The following is a 19,353-nucleotide window of genomic DNA, read 5'->3' as shown; positions in this document are numbered from 1 at the left end:
TTTGGGAAAATGATTTTGGTCACAATGTAAAACGCAAGGAATTGGGGTTCAATGCCGATTTTCCAATTTTTCCTTTGAAATTGAGTAGTGAACTCTCAGCGGTTGGAATGGCTTTGAAGTGTTCAATGGTTTCTTTTTTCTTTTTCTACTTCTTGAATTACGCAGAGGTTCTTTAGTTGAACTTCTGACAATAGATGATTCACATTATTATACCTGGGATCATACCAAGGTTTTTCAGAAAAATAGTCCTTCATATCTTTTGATTTGAAAATATAGCCGTTGACCGCAAAAATTGTGTTCCGTAAAATTCTAAGGTATTCTTGGTCAAAAAGCCTCAATTGTTCCTTATTAAAAGGTTGGGTCGCGATTGGATTCGAATCCAGTTTATTGATGTTACCCTCATCTGAAATTTGATACAATTCATAATATTGCTTTATGTAGGATTCAAGATTATGGATTGAGGTAACAAGTAACTTTTTGGATGGAACAAATTGGTAGGAGAATTGCATGATATAGTCATCATTGGTTCCAATATATCTGGCTGAAAGAGGGTTATTGCATTCATCAATTAAGACTAAATAATATTGGGTATAGGAACCACCATCGGAAAATTCATTACCTGCCTCAAACTCTCCCACGTATCCTGCCAAAATAACTACCCGAAACCCTGATTTCTCGATTAAAACCTCGTCTATCCATGAATCGACATCCCTGTATTTAATGGCGTGTTCAAATTCCATACTTAAATCCTTGGGAAGGTGCCAAATTATTCTGTTTTCTTCACGGATAGGGATTTCACATTGTCCAATTAATGCGAATCCATGAAAAAAATACATGAATACAGATAAATACGTTTTTAATTTCAAACCAGTTACTTTTTGTTTAAACATAACCCTTGTTTTTTTCTTAGAATTAAGGTGGATAATGTTCCTTTTAAGGATATATCCATTTGGTATAAAAATCTTGAGGTTAAGGAGGTAATGCAAAGCTCCAATCGTGAAACGAAAACGAGGTTTGTTTCCTTACCAGATAAATAAAAATATGTGGAGGTTGAAGATTTGGCTTTTTACAAGCTTTGGCCAGAAAGGCCGAAGACCAATAAATGCCAATATTTAAGAAATGTCTGAGCGAAAGATATAAAATATTCTAGATTTACAGGTGAGCCCAAAATAATCTTTGAGGTTATAAGCTTCTATCTGTTTTGTATTTTCGAATTTTATATCATGAACCCCGCCGAAGAATACATACTAAACCAAAAAGAACCTTTTAAATCCATATTGCTGCAATTGCAGGTCCTTATAGAGACCACCATTCCGGAAGTGGAGCTGAAGTTCAAATACAGGATTCCATTTTACTATTTGGATGGAAAACCCTTTTGTTATATCAACGTTCCTAAAAAGAAACCTTATGTCGATGTGGGGTTTTGGAGCTCCGCCCATTTGACGGTCCATCAGGATAAAATGGTTACCGAAGGAAGAAAGGTGATGAAATCCCTAAGATACCATAGTTTGGAACATTTGGATGCCGAAGTATTGATTGAAGTGCTCCAGAATGCGCTGGAAGTCAATCACAAAGGATTTTGGAAATAGATATATTAAGTTGCCCTAGTGGTAATAGTTGGTTTTTCAATTTTTACATTGAGCTTGAAAAAAGCTACCCAAAGACTAATGCAACCTATGCCCAACCAGATAGAATCCACTATTAGAACATCAAGAAAGCCGTTGCCCCAAGTTTTCCAAATCCATTGGCCAGAGACCGTCCCATTAACAAAAGGAATCAGAACACTAAGGATTCCACCGGAAACCAGTGTCCATTTATTGGTGAAATTGATGTTCTTTTTCAGTATAAAAAACAAAGCTGCAAGTAGCCATACAATAAAATATGTTCTGTAAATAAAGGTCATATTGGCGATTGGGTAACATTTGACCAAAATAAATTCCAGGGCCGTTACTGGATACATACTTAAGCAAATAGCCATATAAATATTGGCCACAGCCTGATTGAATTTCCTGCGTTTTTCAGGAACGTTTTTCTTGTTTCTTGCCACCAACCATATCATAATTCCCGACAAGATGACCACGCAGGAGATCAAGCCCAAAATAAAGGAAATTATCCGAAGATCATATCCGGCGTAGTCCCCAAAATGTAATCGGAACATCATGTTCTTTACCCCATCTAGATAGGAATTATTGTTATTGGGATTCCGTTCTTTAACAATGCTGCGATCCCTTAGCTTGTAAATTCGGTACCCCGTTCCATTGAGTTTGGTATTATAAGACATGTTTCCGCTTAAGGCTACATGCATGTTTTCATCGCCATAGTTGAAAATGTGCGCTTCGGTCACCAAAAATCCCGGCCATTGCTTTTTGGTTTCCTCCACCAACAAGTCCAAGCTATAAGGCTTATTAAGTTTTTTTTGATGAAATGCAAATTCTGGATGGGTGTACTCCAAGTCTTCGTACAGCTTTTTTTGATCTCCATCGTAGAGACCTATGAGGACTGGAATGACAAGCAAACTTTTGATCATAAAAAAGGCACCAGTAACGGCATAGACAAATTGGAATGGAAAGCCTATCACACCAAGGGCTGTGTGGGCATCGGTCCAAAGGGTTTTAATTTTTGCCCAAGGTCTGAACACGAAAAAGTTGGATACAATTTTATTCCAGTGGACTATGATCCCCGTAATAATGGCAAAAAGGAAAAAGAAGGCCACAAAACCGGAGAGATAATATCCGATGGGATAGGGGATTTGGGCAAAAAAATGGAGGCGGTATAGAAATTCACCTAGGGCATAGGATTCTATATAGGTCGAGCTATGTCCGCTGGTTGTATCCAGATATAAAAAAGCGGATTCCTTATTCTTTTCGGAGGCTAAGGAATCTTTGGAAGCACTTAGGCTTATAGCAATATTTCTTTCATTGTAATTGTGCCTAAGTTCTACATCCCTTCCATGGAGTTCATATGTTTGGGATAATTGTTCCAGTTGGGCATCCAGGTTACTGGGAAGTTCATCAATGACCTCAACTTTATGGTTACGTTGCCAATTATTTATTTCATCTCTAAAAAATGCGAAAGATCCTGCAAAAAAGATGACGTACAATGCTACACTTATGACAATGCCACTTATGGTATGCGTATGGAATAGGATATTATAGGTTCGTTTGCCCATGCGATTATATGACTGGATTGAACATTTTACCAAGAATATTGACACCTACCAATGTCAGGGAAACCAAAATATATATGCCCCATATTCGCCACCCATTTTTAGCTAGAAAGGCAAAAATCATTAATGTAGCCCACACAATGAAGGTGCTATAAGTGCTTGTAATGATGACGGTTACATGGTTGAACCAACTGGCCAACGCAATATGAAAAGTGGCTGATACCAAATAACCACCTAAAATAGCAGCACTTATTTTGGCAAATCGCTGCCATTTGGAAGTGGTAAGATACTTTCTGTTTGCGGGCATTTTACAACAGGAATAGTTCAAAAATTAGACACAACAGACCCATGCTTACAAGGATTTTAGAGCTTATAATTTGTATGGGTCCCAACAGGATAATAAGGCAGCCAATGGTCATCAAAAACACAACAAACGCCAAAATCCCTGCCCCCAGACCGAATGCAACAATAGCCAAGGAACAGGAAATAATTAGCGCAATTCCTCCTAACATTTTAGTCTGGAGGCTGTTGTTTTGACACCATTTTTGAAGGTTGCTCCATTGAGTCAGTTCTGTTTTATGTGAAGTGACATAAAAACATAGAAAACCAATTAGAATGAATACAAACGCAAGGGTGACCATGAAAAAATCAATTATTAATGATGCAGTAGGTAGCACAATGCCAAATAAACTCATAAGCTTCACCCTTGTACTTTCCGGGCACTTCTTCTTTATAGGTGGTTTCCATGGTGTATTTGGTTTTCCAGGGCAAGGTGAAACTTACCATTCCGTTTTCATCGGTTTCCAAGGTTTTGGACCAAACATCTGACATATAAATTTTGAATTCATTTTTAGGAAGGGGCTTTTTTTTGTAAAATACCTGCATACGAATCTCCCCATTGGAAGATTCCAATTGATTGATGGCCAGACCTCCCACATTTGGTGATACGGTGGAAGCACTTGACGTTCCTACTTGAATCTTTGAGGTAGCGTGGTAATGGGTCTTAAAAATGCCAAAATCATATTGGGTATAATCAATGACATCAATTTCATTATTGGTGAGGACTACAGTATAAGTACCTTCCAGCGTTGGGGTAAAAAGGCTTGAATAATGGTCATCTTTTGGAGCTGTTTTCATGGGTAACTTAGTGCCATCAGGCGCGATCAGCCAAAGTTCAAAGTTGGCAACTTTTGGAAAGTTTTCACCTTCCACTTGCTCCAGGACACCATAGGTGTACTCTCCAAAAAAGACTTTTATTTCATGTGGTTTTCCCAACTGTGCCGTTCCCGCAGTTTCAATCCATAGATAATGGGCAAAAATTGGGCTAGCGGTCAAAAGGGTCAGGACCAGGGTTGTAATGGCTTTTTTCATGATTTGTTATTTTGGTGGGTTAAAGCCCCTGGCGGCTTAATTCCAGGGGCAATCACAAACAAACTAACTCTAACTAACGAGTATTTTAAAAAGTGTAGGTTACGGTCAATCTTCCATTTATACCTGGCTCGGATTGCCAGTATAGGTAGTTGGCAAAGCTGGATCCGGAATACAGATATTCATCCAAAAGATTATTGACGTTGACTTGTACCCGGAAATGTTGGTTGCGCCACGACAGGGCCCCATCCAATCTAAAATAATTGGGTAGTTCAGATTCATTATCAGCCCCCCAATTCCAAGAAGAACGATCCACTTGATATTGGTAGCCCAAAGAAGCACCAAACCCTTTTAGGGACGACTTTTGATCAAAGGTGTAATTAAACCAGCCGTTGGTCATATGTTTGGCATGGCCTGCAACCCGGTTGCCAATCACGTCTGGATTTGAATCTTCGGTAATTTCCACGTTGGTGTTGGCATAGTTTAACACTATGTTCAATTCTGGGGTTACCTCACCTTGCACATCAAACTCGATCCCTTTGGATTGTACTTCTCCCAGTTGGACAGAGAAATTAGGGTCTTCCGGATCGGCCACCAAAACATTATTCTTGGTGATCATGTAAGCCCCCAAAGAGGTTTTCAATCTTCCTTCAAAGAAGGATTTTTTAATTCCTCCTTCAATATCATTGCCTTCTACAGGATCAAAGGTATCTCCATTTCTGTCAAGTCCACTTGATGGCAAGAATGATTGGTCATATAAGGCATAGGCGGTCAGTGAAGGTAAAATATCCACACTCAATCCAGCCCTTGGGGTTACTTTGGTATCATTTTCTTCTTTGGCAATGGTACTGATATGGGTGTATCTTCCAGCAAGGGTAAGCCGAGCTTTTCCATTCAGGAAACCTATCTCGTCCTGGACATAATATGATCGATTGATGAATCCATAAGTGTAGGCGTTTTCACGATTTCTTACATCAACGGAACGGTCAAATTCTGGAAATTCGGTATTGCCGTATACTGGATTGTAAATGTTAAAGGGTGTTGCTGTATCAATTAGCCCCAATTGATTGAAATCTGCCCAATATTCTTTATCGCTAAAATCAAAGCCACCCATGATTTTATGCTGAATATCCCCTGTATTAAAATTACCATTCAGGTAAGCTTGAGCATAGGTGCCCAGGGATAAAGCGTCCCAAGCACTTGCATAGCGGACCGCATCACCGTTATCGGGATCAAAGCTCCATAACCAAGTTGAGTTTCCTTCCTGATCATAACGCATGTGGCTAAATTGTCCCTCAAGGCTCCAATTGTCCGAAAATTGATGGCTGAAATTGGCAAACAGTGTTAGTTCTTGGATGTCCGTAGGGGCGTAATTGGTATCGGTAAACCTAAAGTCACGATCCAGACTGCCATAACCTTCAGATGCTGGACCAAAGACATAGGCAGCACCAATAAAGGATTCGGCTTCTTGAAGATTAACTTCCGCGGTTATTGAGGTTTGATTGGAAATGTTGTAGGTAAACGAAGGAGCTACTCCATATCTAGTAGCTTTTTCATTGCCTCGATGCGTATCTCCAGTTTGGTAAACTGCGTTCACGCGACCGAGCAATTTCCCATTTTGGGTAAGCTTGCCGCCAACATCCACAGTACCTCGGTAAAAGTCGAAACTTCCCCCAGAGAAAGAAGCATTTGCGGTAAAATTCTCGGTGGGTCTTTTGGTGACCACATTGTAGAATCCACCTGGCTCGCCAGCAGACATCATAAATCCTGCGGGACCTTTCACAAATTCGATGCGTTCCACAAAAGCCATGTCTTCGGAAAGTGGGCCCCAGGAATCCAAAAAGTTCACCCCATTTCGAAAAGCTGGCAATCTAAATCCTCTCATATGCACTCGGGCAAAATGGCCCCAATGTTCCAACATGGTTACACCGCTAACATTTCGGATTACACCTTCCATCATACTTGTGGCTTGCTGATCCTGCAATAGATTAGCACTGATCACTTGGATGTTTTGAGGCAGCTGTACCAGTTCGGTTTTTAATCTTAAGGAGGTTGAAGGTTTTCTTGCAACATATTTATTTACGTGTCCTTCCACCACAACCTCATCCAATTGTTCCTGTTTTTCGGTAAGGCTGATGTTGATTTCGGTGGTTCGCCCGGTGTTTACCTGCACCTTTTCACTGACCGTGGAGTATCCTATGGAAGAAACTACCAGAATATAATTTCCTGGCTCAACTTGATGGATTGAAAATCTACCACTTTTAGTGGTAGTGGCACCCAGATTGGTGCCCGAAATCATAATGTTAACATCCGCTATGGGTTGATTGGATTTGGAGGTTACCTTTCCCTGGATACTTCCTTGTTGTCCAAAAGCATTGAAAAGGGTAAAGGTGAATAGAAATAAGAATAGTAAATTATTCTTCATGATTGATTATTTATAATTAGTCTAAATAAAAATTATTGACAAATATATGCCTCAAAAAAGTCTCAATCAAACTTTATTTAGATTAATTAAAAATAATTTTAGTAACAAAATTCTTTTATCCTAAGCTTGGGCGGGTTATGGTTTTGAACATTAGTGGGTTGGATTGCCTAAAGAAAGATTTCTTTTGTCCCAATTGATGTTTCCAAGAGGAACAAGGTAAATTAGTTTTTCGAAAACTTTATCATGGTGTTTTTTTGGATATCCACCGCATTTTTAAAAAACTCCTTAAGGGCGTCGTAATCCTCTGAATTAAAATAAGAATGATTTATTTTTAGGTTGAACAGTACAGTAAGTAACCGCTGATCACTGGAACATTGGAACCTCAAATGTCCAGATTTAGCTCCCAATGCCATTGCTTTTCCTTCAGGAAGACTCTCAATTCTATATCCCTCTGGAATTTGGATGGCAATTTGATAAGTGAACGTTCTGGGATGGCCAAAATCTATAGGATAGTTTCGTTCTTCCAAAACAAATGGATTTTCTTCGAAGAATCTTATAAAAAAGGGATTAAGGTAAAGGACTTCCTTATTCAATACTTGTTCCCATTCCAGCTTGAATTTTTCGACCACCTGGCTCATGTTGGTCAACTTTTCCACCTTGGCATAATCTGATATCGTTCCTTCTATTCCGGGACTAAATTTCTTTTCAAGCGCAATCAAATAATCATCTTCAGACAGTGATTGGGTTGTTCTTTGTTTGGATACCCCGAAATAACCTGTTTCCGAAGTGTTGAATTCTCCTTTTAGTTGATTGTTTTCCATATCCAAGAATACGCGTCCCCTTACCACTCTGGCATTGTTTTTTGTTGGATTAATGGCATGCCAATAACTACCATTTTTAAAATCCATTACCCGCCCATAATGGTTTAGACATTTGAAGGGTAGCATTCCAAATGGGATGTTTTTATCTGTTGCATCCAATAGATAACTTGTCCCTCCTATATCAACTTTAGCTATGAGATAGTTGAAATCAGACATGACGGGGTGTGTTCTTTTGGGCAACCCATTTTTTCTGGTAGACATAAGGACAATATCTGTCTTCAAGCCTCCCAATTGAAGCAGATTGATCAATGTAAGATTGATTTCGCCCACACTTCCCGTTTGCTTCTCAAATGCGGATTTTACGCGACTGCCCTTATGGATACTATATTTGTTGTTCCACGTAAAGTGATTCTGGACAAAGTCATAGATTCCCATGGCTCTTTTTAGGGAATCAGGTTCTTCAAAAAGCATCTGAGGAACATTTTTACCAAAAAATGATTGCTTGGTCAACTGCCGCCCTATGTCCTTATCTGTTCTAAACTCACGATCCACATCCTTCCAGCTTTTGGTGTATTTTTCCACATTTCCATTGACAGATTTGTGCTCGGACATTTCAAAATCGATTCTGGAAATATAATTGGAAGCTGCCAGCATGTAATCCTCATCTTCCTTGAAGGCGGGAATATCTTTCATTACATACCGGATGACTTCACAATCTGCAGCTGTGGCAAACCCCGGTACTTTAAAGCAGCTTTTTTTTAGTTTGGATTCATTTATGTCCAGATCCAAAGACCCTACCAAGGATCTGTTGTAGACATAATTTCCAGGGATTTCAGCGTAAAATTCGCTTCTTACTTTGGGAATGTCGCTCTGAAAAGACCAACCTGTAAGATTAAAAAGGTAGGGGGAGACCAATTCGTATTCATATTCCAATATGCTTCCCTCTTTCACATTAGGAAATGTGAATCTCTTTTCGGACCAATTTTCAGTAAGGTCTGTAGCATATATTTTGGCCTTTTGAACCCAATATTTTGCGATACCATTATGGGTGACCGCTTTAATGTTCTGAACCTTTTCGGAAACTTGATCAGTATGGTAATACGGAATGGCAATATCTGCCTGGTCAAAACCGTGTCGGTCTAGAATTTTAATTTTAACATGGTATTTTTTCACCAACTGTATGCGATCATTGATGACAGCAAATCGATCTTCACCTACTTCATGGAGGACAATAGCATTGGCGGTGGTATCCTTAGGGTATTCGGTAAAAGTTTTTTCGAATTTGCTAAGTTGTCCAAATTCAAGTTTGTCCTGTCCAGATAAGACAATGCAATAACAGCACGCAAAGGCCAGAGCCATTTTTTTGAGGTTCATAAATGTGGAAGATTATAGGGAATTGACAGCTTTTCTAAGTGTTGCCAGATCGGCAAGCAATTTTTCCAGCAAACTAAGATCTAACATATTGGCTCCATCACTTTTGGCATTGGCCGGGTCAAAATGGGTTTCCATAAAAAGTCCGTCCACGCCAGCTGCTATACCAGCACGGGCCATGGTTCCGATCAATGCCGGTCTACCGCCGGTAACCCCAGAAGATTGATTGGGTTGTTGTAGACTGTGGGTCACGTCCAAAACCACGGGAGCATACTGTTTCATGGTGGGAATGCCCCTAAAATCAACCACCATGTCTTGATAACCGAACATGGTGCCACGATCGGTGATCCAAGCTTTGTCGCTTCCAGAATCCGAAACTTTTCTAACCGCATGTTGCATGCTTTCTGGGCTCATAAATTGCCCTTTTTTTAGGTTGACCACTTTTCCTGTTTTGGCTGCCGCTACCACCAAATCGGTTTGACGTACCAAAAAGGCAGGGATTTGAAGCACATCCACATATTCAGCAGCTTTGGTGGCATCAGAAACTTCATGAATGTCTGTTACGGTTGGCACTTTAAAGGTTTCCGAAACTTTTCTCAGGATTTTAAGTGCTTTTTCATCCCCAATTCCAGTAAAGGAATCAATTCTACTTCGGTTGGCTTTTTTAAAACTCCCTTTGAACACATAGGGTATTTCCAGCTTATTGGTGATTTCCACCACGCGCTCCGCAATTCGAAGGGCCATGTCTTCACCTTCAATGGCACAAGGACCCGCCAAAAGGAAAAAATTATCGCTTTTTGTATGTTTTATCTGGGGAATTACGTCTAACTGCATGCACAAAGAGTTTGTGCAAAAATACTATTTTGAACAAGGAATAGTTTTAATAGTGCCAAATTAACCTACAATGTTTAGAATTCATGTGATTACAGTGTTGTTCTGCTCCATTTTTGGGTATGGCCAGTATGGGAAAAATTGCGAGGTAAGGCAGTTCAAACTCAATGTCGCCAATCCTGGTTTGGAGTACGAAATGGGATTGGGGGTCAACAGTACGTTGGATGTTCGCATTGCTTGGCAGGCAGCTTTGGAGCCCGCAAGTTCAGAACCCTTGGAAAACTATGACTTTTTTCCTGCTATTACCGTTCAAAACAGATATTACCACAATTTTAATGGGAGGCAAAGACGCGGACGGGACATCTATGGAAATTCCGGTAATTACTTGGCACCAACAGTTGCCTTATTTTCTCCGGACGCCCGTGTTGTTGAGGGCAGGACGATAGACGGAGTACATGGCTATGGTGGTTTGGTCTATGGGATTCAACGCAGTTTTGATGCCGGCCTAAGCTTCTCCATTGATGCTGGAGCAGGATATTATTTGGGCCCTTTTGAAGGTGGTATCCATCCCGTGGTAAATCTGAGCATTGGATGGATCATTAGTGAAAAACGTTGGTGCGTGGGGCGATAGTGATTTAAATCAATAGACGCTTTATGGTATCCATATATCCACGACTGACTCTTACAACGTCACCATTTTCAAGGGTAACATCGTAGCTTTTTCCATATTTGTTCAATTCTTGAACCTTGTCCAAATTGATTATGGAGGATCTGTGTACCCTTAAAAACAATTGCGGATTCAGTTTTTTTTCTAGATCCGAAATCCCAAAGTTGCTCAAATACACTTGTCCCACCGTATGAATCCTGGAATAGTCCCCATAGGCTTCAATCCAAAGAATCTCATCGCACTTTACAGTAATGAGCTTTTTGTTGAATTGAACCAATACCCGTGTAGGATAGGTGGTATCTTCCATAAAAATACTCTGGGCCAGCGCACCTAACTTTTCGTTCTCCCCATTTAAGCGCTCCACGGCAATTTTAAATCGCTCCTTGGTATAAGGTTTGAGCAAATAATCAATTGCATGGACCTCAAAAGCCTTGAGTGCATATTCATCATAGGCGGTTGAGAAGATGATTTTGGGAATTTCCTCCAAATGATTGAGCACCTCGAAGCCAGTCTTACCCGGCATTTGGATATCCAAAAAAACAAGGTCAGGTTTGAATTTATTGATTTCGGCAATGGCATCCACTCCGTTGTTCACTTCTGAAATAAGTACAAGATCGGGGTAATCCTGTAGGTACTCCTTGATCAAGACCCTTCCGGCATTTTCATCATCCGCAATAATGACCTTTTTCATAGGGCAAAACTAATTTTTAGGCCTTGGGGCTCATTGTCCAAAATTTCCATCTGGGATTGATACATTTTCTGGAGCCGTATCCTGGTGTTGGTGAGTCCCACTCCTTTGTCAAACAGATTCGCTTTGTCCTTTATCCCAATACCTGTATCAGCTATTTCAAACTTTAGTTTGCCCTCCTCTTTATAAATGGAAATGGCAACGGTTCCGCCCTTCAAGGTGTTGGATATGCCATGTTTTACCGAATTTTCAACCAATGGTTGCAGCAACATAGGTGGAATTTGCTCTTGGTAAAGACTTTTGGGCACATTGATTTTTATGGTCAAGCGCTCTTCAAAACGAGCTTTTTCCAGCTGCAGGTACTTTTTAACAAAATCCAGTTCCTCTTCCAAGGTGACCAGCTCTTTTTTGGAAGCCTTAAGCTGATAGCGGAACAAGTCGGACAAAGTGGCTATAAGTTGTCTTGTCTTTTCCTGTTTGGGGGGTACGGAAGCGTTAATGGTATTAAACACATTATAGAGAAAATGGGGATTGAGCTGAGCTTTGATTGCGGCTAGTTCGCTCTTCAGGGCCGCCTGCTTCAATTCCCCTTCGAGTTTCAGTTTTTTCTGGTTTTCCTGATAATGCTCGTACCCATGGTAAATTCCAAATTGAATGAGGTAGAACATGGCAGGAATGTAAAGGTCCCAGACTTCTGCGGAACCTGTTAGATGAAACCATTCCAAGGCTTCGCATACATCATAATAGATAATTCTGGAAACATAGATGAATACTGGAAGGAAAATTATGTGCAGGGAAAGTCGCACCCATAACTTCTTGTGTTTTAGCTTAACAAAAAGCAACCACCAAATAGGAATGGTGAACAATAAAAAGATACCATACTGGAGTCCGCCACCGTCCACAAAGGCCTTGATTCCCAACAAAGTCACATTCACATCCGCATGATCGGCTGCGCTTAGCCATACCGTTAAGTGATAAAAAAAGGAGGACACCACATAAAAGGACAATACCATAAGAATTTCTTTTACGGAAATGCCCCACAAGATTTTTCTGTGCATAATCAAATCTTTTTTGAAAGATACTAACAAAATGAAGTTGGTTACAGCTTATTCTGACGAGATGCCTTATAGGACGACAGATGGTCCGGGCCATTTAACCGGAAATGGGCCAACTCATCAGATTCTACTTTCATAGCTGTAACCAATGGGGAAATTTTGAGTATCTAATTTTAAATCCGAAATCATGAAGCATTACATCGCACTCCTTTTTTTACTTGCTGTTGGTACAACTTCGGCCCAATCCATAAAAGGCAATGTGCAATCCGAAACGGGTATACCCATTCCTTATGCTGCCGTAACCCTTAACGCTGTCTTGGATGGAAGTCTGGTGAAAGCTACTATTAGTGCAGAGGACGGGACTTTTGAACTCAAAGGGATACTGCCTGGCGAATATCAATTCAAGGTATCCAGTATTGGCTACGCTGATAATGACAGAAAGTTGAATTTCCAAGGGGGCACTCGGAACCTGGGGCCGGTAATTTTGTTGGAAACGGCAGAAAGTCTGGAAGAGGTAACGGTGGTTGCCGAAAAACCCATGGTTCAGGTCTTGGCGGATAAAACAGTGTTTAATGTGGAAAATACCATCAATGCCACAGGAACCAGCGCCTTCGAACTATTGCGTAAAGCACCTGGAGTGATTGTGGACAACAGTGGGAGCATTATAGTGGAAGGCAAAACCGGGGTTCAAATCTTTATTGATGGAAAACCTTCGGTTTTGCAAGGGGAGGACTTGACCAACTATTTGGAGAGCCTTCAAGCAACAGATGTAGAGGCCGTTGAAATAATTACCCAACCTTCCTCAAAGTATGATGCTGCGGGAAACGCTGGAATCATCAACATCAAGCTAAAAAAAGACAAAAGTCTGGGAACCAACGGCACCTATACCTCAGGATTGAACAATGGGGATTTCGCAAGGTTCAATTCCAGTCTGAACTTTAACAATAGGGGAAGAAAAGGCAACTTTTATGGAACTTACAGCAACAGGTTCGGGAAAAGTACAGGGTTCATTAATCTGTACCGAACCCAGGTGAACACCCAATTTGATGCCGAAACCAATAGTGTTTATGATCGTAACAGCAACAATATTAAACTGGGCTACGATTATTACATCAATGATAAAAATACCGTTGGAGCCATATTCAATGGCAATTTCAACAACGGATTTAACACTGATAATTCCAGAACACCCATAAGACCTGTGGAGACCATTCAAGTGGACAGTATTTTGGTAGCCTTGAACCAAATAGACAATACTTCCTATAATATTAATGCTAATCTGAACTATCGGTATTCCGATACCTTGGGATACAGTTTTAATGTGGATTTGGATTTTGGGAAATACAATAGTGATAGAAATGCATACCAACCCAACCGATATTTTGATGCAACGGAAACGCAAATACTCGTAGAGCGGATAACACTCCAAGAAACGCCCATTGATATTGATATTGCAACGGTAAAAGCAGACTATGAGCAGAATTTTATAAAAGGAAAACTGGGATTGGGTTTTAAACTCTCTTACGTGAATACCGATAATACATTCGATTTTTTTAATCAAATAGGTGAGCAGAATGTTTTGGACCCTTCCCAGAGCAATCAGTTCAGCTATAAGGAAAACATAAATGCGGCTTATGTCAATTACAACAAAAAATGGAGAAAATGGAATATGCAAATGGGCTTGCGAATGGAAAACACTATATCCGATGGCATACTTGAGAGCACTCAGGACAATGCAGATGAACGGGTAGAACGAAATTATGTAGATTATTTCCCTTCTGGCGGATTGACTTTTCAAATGAACCGCAAAAACCAGTTTGCATTGACCTACAGCAAACGGATTCAAAGGCCCAATTATCAATCCTTAAATCCTTTTGAGTACAAACTGAATGAGCTTTCCTTTGGAAAGGGCAATCCATTTTTGCAACCCCAGTATACGGATAACATCAAACTTTCCCACACCTTCAATTATAGGTTGACCACCTCGCTGAGCTATTCCTACATTTCCGACTTTTTTGCCAAGGTGACCGTTGCAGAAGGGGAGAACACCAATTTTTTAACCACTTTGAACGTGGCCGATCAGGAGGTAATCAATCTGGGGGTTTCGTATCCGAAGAAGATTTACGAATGGTGGAACCTTTACTTCAGTTTGAATGCCTATATCAGTGACTACAAACCAACAAGTCCCGAATTTTTGGCCGTAAAACAGGAAACTCTAAGTTTCTACGCCCAGAATACATTTACCCTGTCCAAAGGTTTTAAGATGGAAGTTTCAGGTTGGTTTAGTTCCCCGTCCATTTGGGGCGGAACCTATGCCACCAAATCCTTGGGGTCTTTGAATTTGGCTTTTCAGAAGAAATTTTTAGATAACAAGGTCACTGGAAGATTGTCATTCAACGACATACTGTACACGGTCCCTTGGCGTGGCACCACACAGTTTGGAAATTTATTTATAGACGGCAATGGCGGTAGTGATTCAAGGCAGATGGCCTTTAGTTTTACCTACGATTTTGGAAGAAACGAGATAAAAAAGGCTAGAAAACGCAAGACAGGATTAGAGGACGAAAACAAACGTATTGGAAGTTAGGGAATTAGATTTTTGGTTCGGTCTTTGATAAAAAAACCGCATAACCAAAAATTAAACAAATGAAGATTTCCAACTTTTTTACTTTCCTATTTTTTCTTCCCGCACTGCTTTGTGCCCAAACAAATAAAAATGTCGAAGATCACCAATTTACGGTCAACGTATTACTGCCAGGGGTGGTGTATGAACATGGAATTTCCCAGAATTCAACTTTAACCGCCGAAGCTACAATTGGCTTTGCGTACCGGGATTCCGATTTTTTCGGCTCTGGTTTTGGGATTTATCCCATTGGAAAATTGCAGTATCGGCACTACTACAATTTTCAGCGACGCCTGGATTTGGATAAGAAAATATCCGAAAACACGGGAAATTACATCGCTCCAACTATAGGATTGCAAGGCGGGAATGCTGTCTTGGGAGATTTGGATTATTCGTCAGACTTCTTTGCGGTTGCAGGCGCAGTGTATGGGTTGCAGCGGGTTGGAAAAAAAGGACTCAGTTTTCGATTTGAGGTGGGGCCAGCCTATTTCTTTGATGAATTCGATGATGATTTTGGATTATTTGCAGCCATTAAATTGGGCTGGGTTGTTCGCAAAAATAGATAGGCGCAAACTTCCTCATAATCAATAAGATAAAAATAACAATTCTTAAGGTGCACAAGTAAAAAATAGCAGTATCTTTGCGGGCTTAAAATTCAGCTTATGTCCAAGATCAAGAACATTGCAATCATAGCGCACGTAGACCATGGTAAAACTACCTTGGTGGACAAGATCATGTACCACTGCCGTTTGTTTCGGGATAACGAAAACAAAGGCGACCTGATTCTGGACAACAACGATTTGGAACGCGAGCGTGGGATCACGATTGTTTCCAAGAACGTTTCTGTGGTCTATAAAGACACCAAAATCAACATTATTGATACTCCTGGTCACGCGGATTTTGGAGGAGAAGTGGAAAGGGTATTGAACATGGCTGATGGGGTTTTGTTGTTGGTGGATGCCTTTGAAGGACCCATGCCGCAAACGCGTTTTGTATTGCAAAAGGCCATTGATTTAGGGTTGAAACCTTGTGTGGTGATCAACAAGGTAGACAAGGAAAACTGCACTCCGGAAGAAGTGCATGAAAAGGTTTTTGATCTCATGTTTGAGCTTGGAGCGGAAGAGTGGCAGTTGGATTTTCCAACAGTGTATGGTTCTGCCAAGCAAAATTGGATGAGTGAGGATTGGCAAAAGCCCACAGACAACATAGAACCGCTTTTGGATATGGTCATTGACCATGTACCGGAGTTTAAACCGGAAGAAGGTTCAACCCAAATGCTCATTACCTCCTTGGATTTTTCATCCTTTACAGGGCGGATTGCCATTGGTCGTTTGCAACGCGGTACACTTAAGGAAGGACAACAAATTTCTTTGGTTAAAAGAGATGGAAGCATTGTCAAAACCAAGGTCAAGGAGCTATTCACATTTGAAGGATTGGGACGCCAAAAAGTTGCAGAAGTAGTTGCTGGGGACATTTGTGCTATTGTAGGGGTTGAAGGATTTGAAATTGGTGATACGGTAGCGGATTTTGAAAATCCAGAAAAGTTGAAGACCATCGCCATTGATGAACCTACCATGAGTATGCTGTTCACCATTAATGATAGTCCATTTTTTGGTAAGGACGGCAAGTTTGTGACCTCCAGACATATTAAGGAACGTTTGGAGAAAGAATTGGAGAAGAACCTGGCCTTAAGGGTTGAGGAGACCGATAGTGCGGATAGGTTCATGGTTTTTGGAAGAGGTGTTCTGCATCTTTCGGTTTTAATTGAGACCATGCGCAGGGAGGGCTACGAACTTCAAATTGGACAGCCCCAAGTAATCATCAAGGAAATTGATGGGCAAAAATGCGAACCAGTAGAGCATTTGACCATAGACCTTCCAGAGGAAGTTTCGGGAAGGGCTGTGGAGATGGTTTCCATCCGAAAAGGGGAGATGACCAGTATGGAGGCCAAAGGTTCCCGTATGCTTTGTGAATTTGTGATTCCATCAAGGGGAATTATTGGTCTACGTAACCAATTGTTGACAGCCACTGCTGGTGAGGCCATTATGGCACATCGATTTTTGGAATACCAACCCTTAAAGGGAGAGATTGCCCAACGTATTAATGGATCATTGGTTTCCATGGAAAATGGTACCGCCATTCCGTACTCTATAGACAAACTTCAAGAGCGTGGTAAGTTCTTTATTGACCCGGGAGAAGAAATTTATGAAGGACAGGTCATCGGGGAGAACTCAAGAGGGGATGATATGACGATCAATGTTACCAAAACCAAAAAACTGTCCAACGTAAGATCGGCAGGTGCCGATGACAAGGCTAAAATTGTTCCGGCCATCAAATTTTCATTGGAAGAGGCTTTGGAGTACATCCAGAAGGACGAGTATGTGGAGGTAACCCCAAATCATTTGCGCCTTAGAAAAATCTATCTCAAAGAGGTAGATAGAAAAAGGAACAAAATCGATTAAGGTTGGTTAACGGATTCCTGCTTTGCGTCGCCGCTAAAGCTTTTGGCGGCACGCGGTCGCGGGAATGGCATTCTTGATTACCCGTTCGTACTAAGATTCAAGTGTCCGTGGTGTTGTTCCCGTAAACAGGCAACAGCAGGACCGATGATTCCTGCATGATTCATTAATTCCGCTTTGACCACCTCGGTTTCAATAGTGATCAAATGGCTGAATTCCCTCCATTTTTTGGAGGTGCCACCGCCCACAATGATCAAGTCAGGTGCGGTAATCAATTCCACATAATGAAGGAACTTATTGAAACGCTTGCCCCATTTTTCATAGCTTAGATTTTCCCGTTCCTTGGCCGAGGCGGCTGCCCATTGCTCAATTTTCTTGTACTTTTTATAGGGAATTTGACCCAATTCAAAATTGGGGAGTAGAATGCCATTGTAAAACGCACCACTGCCCAAGCCTGTACCGATGGTTATCATTATGACCAGTCCCTTTTGCCCTTTCCCAACACCATAATTCATGGAGGCATATCCAGCGGCATCAGCATCGTTGAGCACAGTAAATTCATGGCCGGTTGCCTGGGTAAAAAGCTCGTCAATATTGACACCTACCCAGCTTGAATCCAGATTGCCGGCAGAGGTACAAACCCCATTTTTGACAATGGTCGGGAAACCGCAGCCCACTGGACCTTCATAGTCGAAGTGATCCACAATTTGCATGACAACTTCTGCCATATCATTGGGTTTGCGTCCTTTGGGTGTAGGGATTCGAAATCGTTCAGATACCATTTCACCAGTTTCGGCGTTCACCAATGCGCCTTTAATGCCCGATCCGCCAATATCAATACCAAGAATTTCCATGAATGGAGTGTAGATTTAATTTTGACAAAGAAACAAAAATCTTTTTGCCATCAAAGTGTTGATTTGTTGGATTTTCCAATTGTTATCAACGACCAAAATACTATGGGGTAAACACAAATTTTCCAATGAATTTGGTTTGTTCTTAGGTTTGGTAAGCTCGAAATCGTAACCAGGGAATTGCGCTTGATCCTAATCCTTGTGCAAATATTTAGACGGCTTTTTGGATGACCTCAAAAACCTTACTACCATCACATTTGAGCGTTTTGTGCGGATATTTCAATATCAGGGCATAGTCGTGGGTGGCCATGATGACCGTCCTTCCGGTTTGATTGATATCCTGCAAAACCTTCATGACCTCTACACTGGTCTGTGGGTCAAGGTTCCCGGTTGGCTCATCGGCCAAAATAATTTCGGGATCGTTCAGGAGTGCCCTGGCAATGGCAATACGTTGCTGCTCTCCCCCAGATAGTTCATGGGGAAACTTAAAACCTTTGGTTTTCATACCCACCTTGTCCAAAACTTCCTCAATTTTAGCATCCATTTTGGAGTCGTCCGTCCATCCGGTGGCCTTGAGCACAAATCTGAGGTTGTTGTTTACATTGCGGTCCGGGAGCAGTTTAAAATCTTGGAATACGATTCCAAGTTTGCGTCGTAAATATGGAATTTCCTTCTCCTCCAGATTTTTCAGGTCAAAATCCACAATGGTACCTGTTCCTTGCTTCAAGGGTAAATCGGCGTAAAGCGTTTTCATGAAACTGCTCTTTCCACTGCCAGTTTTACCGATTACGTAAACGAATTCCCCCTTTTTTACTTGGAGGGTAATATGGTTTAGGATAAGATTTTCATTTTGAAAGACGGCGACATCCTGTAATTTTAGAATCGTTTCGGACATTTAAGGCAAAGGTTTATAAGGTTAAGCATTTATTTTGCTCCTTGGGAACCAAGATTTTAACTCAAAAAAGAGGTCAAAACCTATTCCAAAGTTACCATGTTTAAAATTAACTTGGACAGGACTTTGTCTCTTT

16 protein-coding genes are annotated in these 19,353 nt (G+C 41.0%); 5 read left to right on the top strand and 11 right to left on the bottom strand.

The genetic code is table 11. The annotated features are described in order from the left end of the window. Window positions 1–122: 122 nt before the first annotated feature. Window positions 123–890 carry a YARHG domain-containing protein gene (locus ACO6S0_RS13000; protein ID WP_422348792.1) on the bottom strand — a complete coding sequence of 256 codons (768 nt, stop codon included), beginning with the start codon at window positions 888–890 and terminating at the stop codon, window positions 123–125. A gap of 333 nt (window positions 891–1,223) precedes the next feature. Here ACO6S0_RS13000 and ACO6S0_RS12995 point away from each other — a divergent pair, with 333 nt between their 5' ends. Further along, on the top strand, window positions 1,224–1,589 hold the full coding sequence (locus ACO6S0_RS12995; RefSeq protein WP_422348791.1) for a DUF1801 domain-containing protein: 366 nt from the start codon (window positions 1,224–1,226) through the stop codon (window positions 1,587–1,589). 5 nt (window positions 1,590–1,594) lie between these two features. Here ACO6S0_RS12995 and ACO6S0_RS12990 read toward each other — a convergent pair whose 3' ends face one another. From ACO6S0_RS12990 to kdsA, 6 genes are all read right to left on the bottom strand, one after another. Further along, entirely contained in the window at window positions 1,595–3,169 is a 1,575-nt protein-coding gene (locus ACO6S0_RS12990) for a PepSY-associated TM helix domain-containing protein (RefSeq protein WP_422348790.1), read from the bottom strand. A gap of 4 nt (window positions 3,170–3,173) precedes the next feature. Continuing rightward, entirely contained in the window at window positions 3,174–3,473 is a 300-nt protein-coding gene (locus tag ACO6S0_RS12985) for a hypothetical protein (RefSeq protein WP_422348789.1), read from the bottom strand. Window positions 3,474–3,814: 341 nt separating this feature from the next. Further along, window positions 3,815–4,537 carry a DUF4198 domain-containing protein gene (locus tag ACO6S0_RS12980; protein WP_422348788.1) on the bottom strand — a complete coding sequence of 241 codons (723 nt, stop codon included), beginning with the start codon at window positions 4,535–4,537 and terminating at the stop codon, window positions 3,815–3,817. An 85-nt stretch (window positions 4,538–4,622) separates the two neighbouring features. Beyond that, entirely contained in the window at window positions 4,623–6,959 is a 2,337-nt protein-coding gene (locus ACO6S0_RS12975) for a TonB-dependent siderophore receptor (protein ID WP_422348787.1), read from the bottom strand. A 221-nt stretch (window positions 6,960–7,180) separates the two neighbouring features. Further along, window positions 7,181–9,154 carry a DUF3857 domain-containing protein gene (locus ACO6S0_RS12970; RefSeq protein ID WP_422348786.1) on the bottom strand — a complete coding sequence of 658 codons (1,974 nt, stop codon included), beginning with the start codon at window positions 9,152–9,154 and terminating at the stop codon, window positions 7,181–7,183. A 12-nt stretch (window positions 9,155–9,166) separates the two neighbouring features. Further along, window positions 9,167–9,985: a 3-deoxy-8-phosphooctulonate synthase gene (gene kdsA, locus ACO6S0_RS12965; protein WP_422348785.1), complete on the bottom strand. Its 819-nt coding sequence runs from the start codon at window positions 9,983–9,985 to the stop codon at window positions 9,167–9,169. Window positions 9,986–10,055: 70 nt separating this feature from the next. Here kdsA and ACO6S0_RS12960 point away from each other — a divergent pair, with 70 nt between their 5' ends. Further along, the gene (locus ACO6S0_RS12960; protein ID WP_422348784.1) at window positions 10,056–10,613 is read left to right on the top strand and encodes a hypothetical protein; all 558 of its coding nucleotides are present in this window, start codon (window positions 10,056–10,058) and stop codon (window positions 10,611–10,613) included. A 4-nt stretch (window positions 10,614–10,617) separates the two neighbouring features. Here ACO6S0_RS12960 and ACO6S0_RS12955 read toward each other — a convergent pair whose 3' ends face one another. Both ACO6S0_RS12955 and ACO6S0_RS12950 read right to left on the bottom strand, forming a co-directional pair. Beyond that, the gene (locus tag ACO6S0_RS12955; protein WP_422348783.1) at window positions 10,618–11,340 is read right to left on the bottom strand and encodes a LytR/AlgR family response regulator transcription factor; all 723 of its coding nucleotides are present in this window, start codon (window positions 11,338–11,340) and stop codon (window positions 10,618–10,620) included. Then, window positions 11,337–12,395, bottom strand: coding sequence for a sensor histidine kinase (locus tag ACO6S0_RS12950; protein ID WP_422348782.1), 1,059 nt, complete (start codon window positions 12,393–12,395; stop codon window positions 11,337–11,339). Before ACO6S0_RS12950 ends, ACO6S0_RS12955 begins: the two co-directional genes overlap by 4 nt. 184 nt (window positions 12,396–12,579) lie before the next feature. Between ACO6S0_RS12950 and ACO6S0_RS12945 the strand changes: the two genes are divergently transcribed. The 3 genes from ACO6S0_RS12945 (at window position 12,580) to typA (ending at window position 17,477) form a co-directional block, all read left to right on the top strand. Continuing rightward, entirely contained in the window at window positions 12,580–14,979 is a 2,400-nt protein-coding gene (locus ACO6S0_RS12945) for a TonB-dependent receptor domain-containing protein (protein WP_422348781.1), read from the top strand. Window positions 14,980–15,038: 59 nt separating this feature from the next. Next, window positions 15,039–15,581 carry a hypothetical protein gene (locus ACO6S0_RS12940; RefSeq protein ID WP_422348780.1) on the top strand — a complete coding sequence of 181 codons (543 nt, stop codon included), beginning with the start codon at window positions 15,039–15,041 and terminating at the stop codon, window positions 15,579–15,581. Between the two features lie 96 nt (window positions 15,582–15,677). Further along, window positions 15,678–17,477, top strand: coding sequence for a translational GTPase TypA (typA, locus tag ACO6S0_RS12935; protein WP_422348779.1), 1,800 nt, complete (start codon window positions 15,678–15,680; stop codon window positions 17,475–17,477). A 77-nt stretch (window positions 17,478–17,554) separates the two neighbouring features. Here typA and ppgK read toward each other — a convergent pair whose 3' ends face one another. Then, on the bottom strand, window positions 17,555–18,328 hold the full coding sequence (gene ppgK / locus ACO6S0_RS12930; protein WP_422348778.1) for a polyphosphate--glucose phosphotransferase: 774 nt from the start codon (window positions 18,326–18,328) through the stop codon (window positions 17,555–17,557). A gap of 208 nt (window positions 18,329–18,536) precedes the next feature. Beyond that, window positions 18,537–19,220: a cell division ATP-binding protein FtsE gene (locus ACO6S0_RS12925; protein WP_422348777.1), complete on the bottom strand. Its 684-nt coding sequence runs from the start codon at window positions 19,218–19,220 to the stop codon at window positions 18,537–18,539. Between the last annotated feature and the right edge of the window lie 133 nt (window positions 19,221–19,353).

The sequence above is a fragment of the Flagellimonas sp. genome, assembly GCF_965233845.1.
Lineage (GTDB): Bacteria > Bacteroidota > Bacteroidia > Flavobacteriales > Flavobacteriaceae > Flagellimonas.
The sequence above is the reverse complement of the archived record's forward strand: the minus strand, read 5'-3'. Positions and strand labels throughout refer to the sequence as shown.

Bases quoted from the DNA above. Each gene is read 5' to 3' on its own strand.
- ACO6S0_RS13000 (WP_422348792.1), bottom strand. From the start codon at position 890: ATGTTTAAACAAAAAGTAACTGGTTTGAAATTAAAAACGTATTTATCT.
- ACO6S0_RS12995 (WP_422348791.1), top strand. From the start codon at position 1,224: ATGAACCCCGCCGAAGAATACATACTAAACCAAAAAGAACCTTTTAAA.
- ACO6S0_RS12990 (WP_422348790.1), bottom strand. From the start codon at position 3,169: ATGGGCAAACGAACCTATAATATCCTATTCCATACGCATACCATAAGT.
- ACO6S0_RS12985 (WP_422348789.1), bottom strand. From the start codon at position 3,473: ATGCCCGCAAACAGAAAGTATCTTACCACTTCCAAATGGCAGCGATTT.
- ACO6S0_RS12980 (WP_422348788.1), bottom strand. From the start codon at position 4,537: ATGAAAAAAGCCATTACAACCCTGGTCCTGACCCTTTTGACCGCTAGC.
- ACO6S0_RS12975 (WP_422348787.1), bottom strand. From the start codon at position 6,959: ATGAAGAATAATTTACTATTCTTATTTCTATTCACCTTTACCCTTTTC.
- ACO6S0_RS12970 (WP_422348786.1), bottom strand. From the start codon at position 9,154: ATGAACCTCAAAAAAATGGCTCTGGCCTTTGCGTGCTGTTATTGCATT.
- kdsA (WP_422348785.1), bottom strand. From the start codon at position 9,985: ATGCAGTTAGACGTAATTCCCCAGATAAAACATACAAAAAGCGATAAT.
- ACO6S0_RS12960 (WP_422348784.1), top strand. From the start codon at position 10,056: ATGTTTAGAATTCATGTGATTACAGTGTTGTTCTGCTCCATTTTTGGG.
- ACO6S0_RS12955 (WP_422348783.1), bottom strand. From the start codon at position 11,340: ATGAAAAAGGTCATTATTGCGGATGATGAAAATGCCGGAAGGGTCTTG.
- ACO6S0_RS12950 (WP_422348782.1), bottom strand. From the start codon at position 12,395: ATGCACAGAAAAATCTTGTGGGGCATTTCCGTAAAAGAAATTCTTATG.
- ACO6S0_RS12945 (WP_422348781.1), top strand. From the start codon at position 12,580: ATGAAGCATTACATCGCACTCCTTTTTTTACTTGCTGTTGGTACAACT.
- ACO6S0_RS12940 (WP_422348780.1), top strand. From the start codon at position 15,039: ATGAAGATTTCCAACTTTTTTACTTTCCTATTTTTTCTTCCCGCACTG.
- typA (WP_422348779.1), top strand. From the start codon at position 15,678: ATGTCCAAGATCAAGAACATTGCAATCATAGCGCACGTAGACCATGGT.
- ppgK (WP_422348778.1), bottom strand. From the start codon at position 18,328: ATGGAAATTCTTGGTATTGATATTGGCGGATCGGGCATTAAAGGCGCA.
- ACO6S0_RS12925 (WP_422348777.1), bottom strand. From the start codon at position 19,220: ATGTCCGAAACGATTCTAAAATTACAGGATGTCGCCGTCTTTCAAAAT.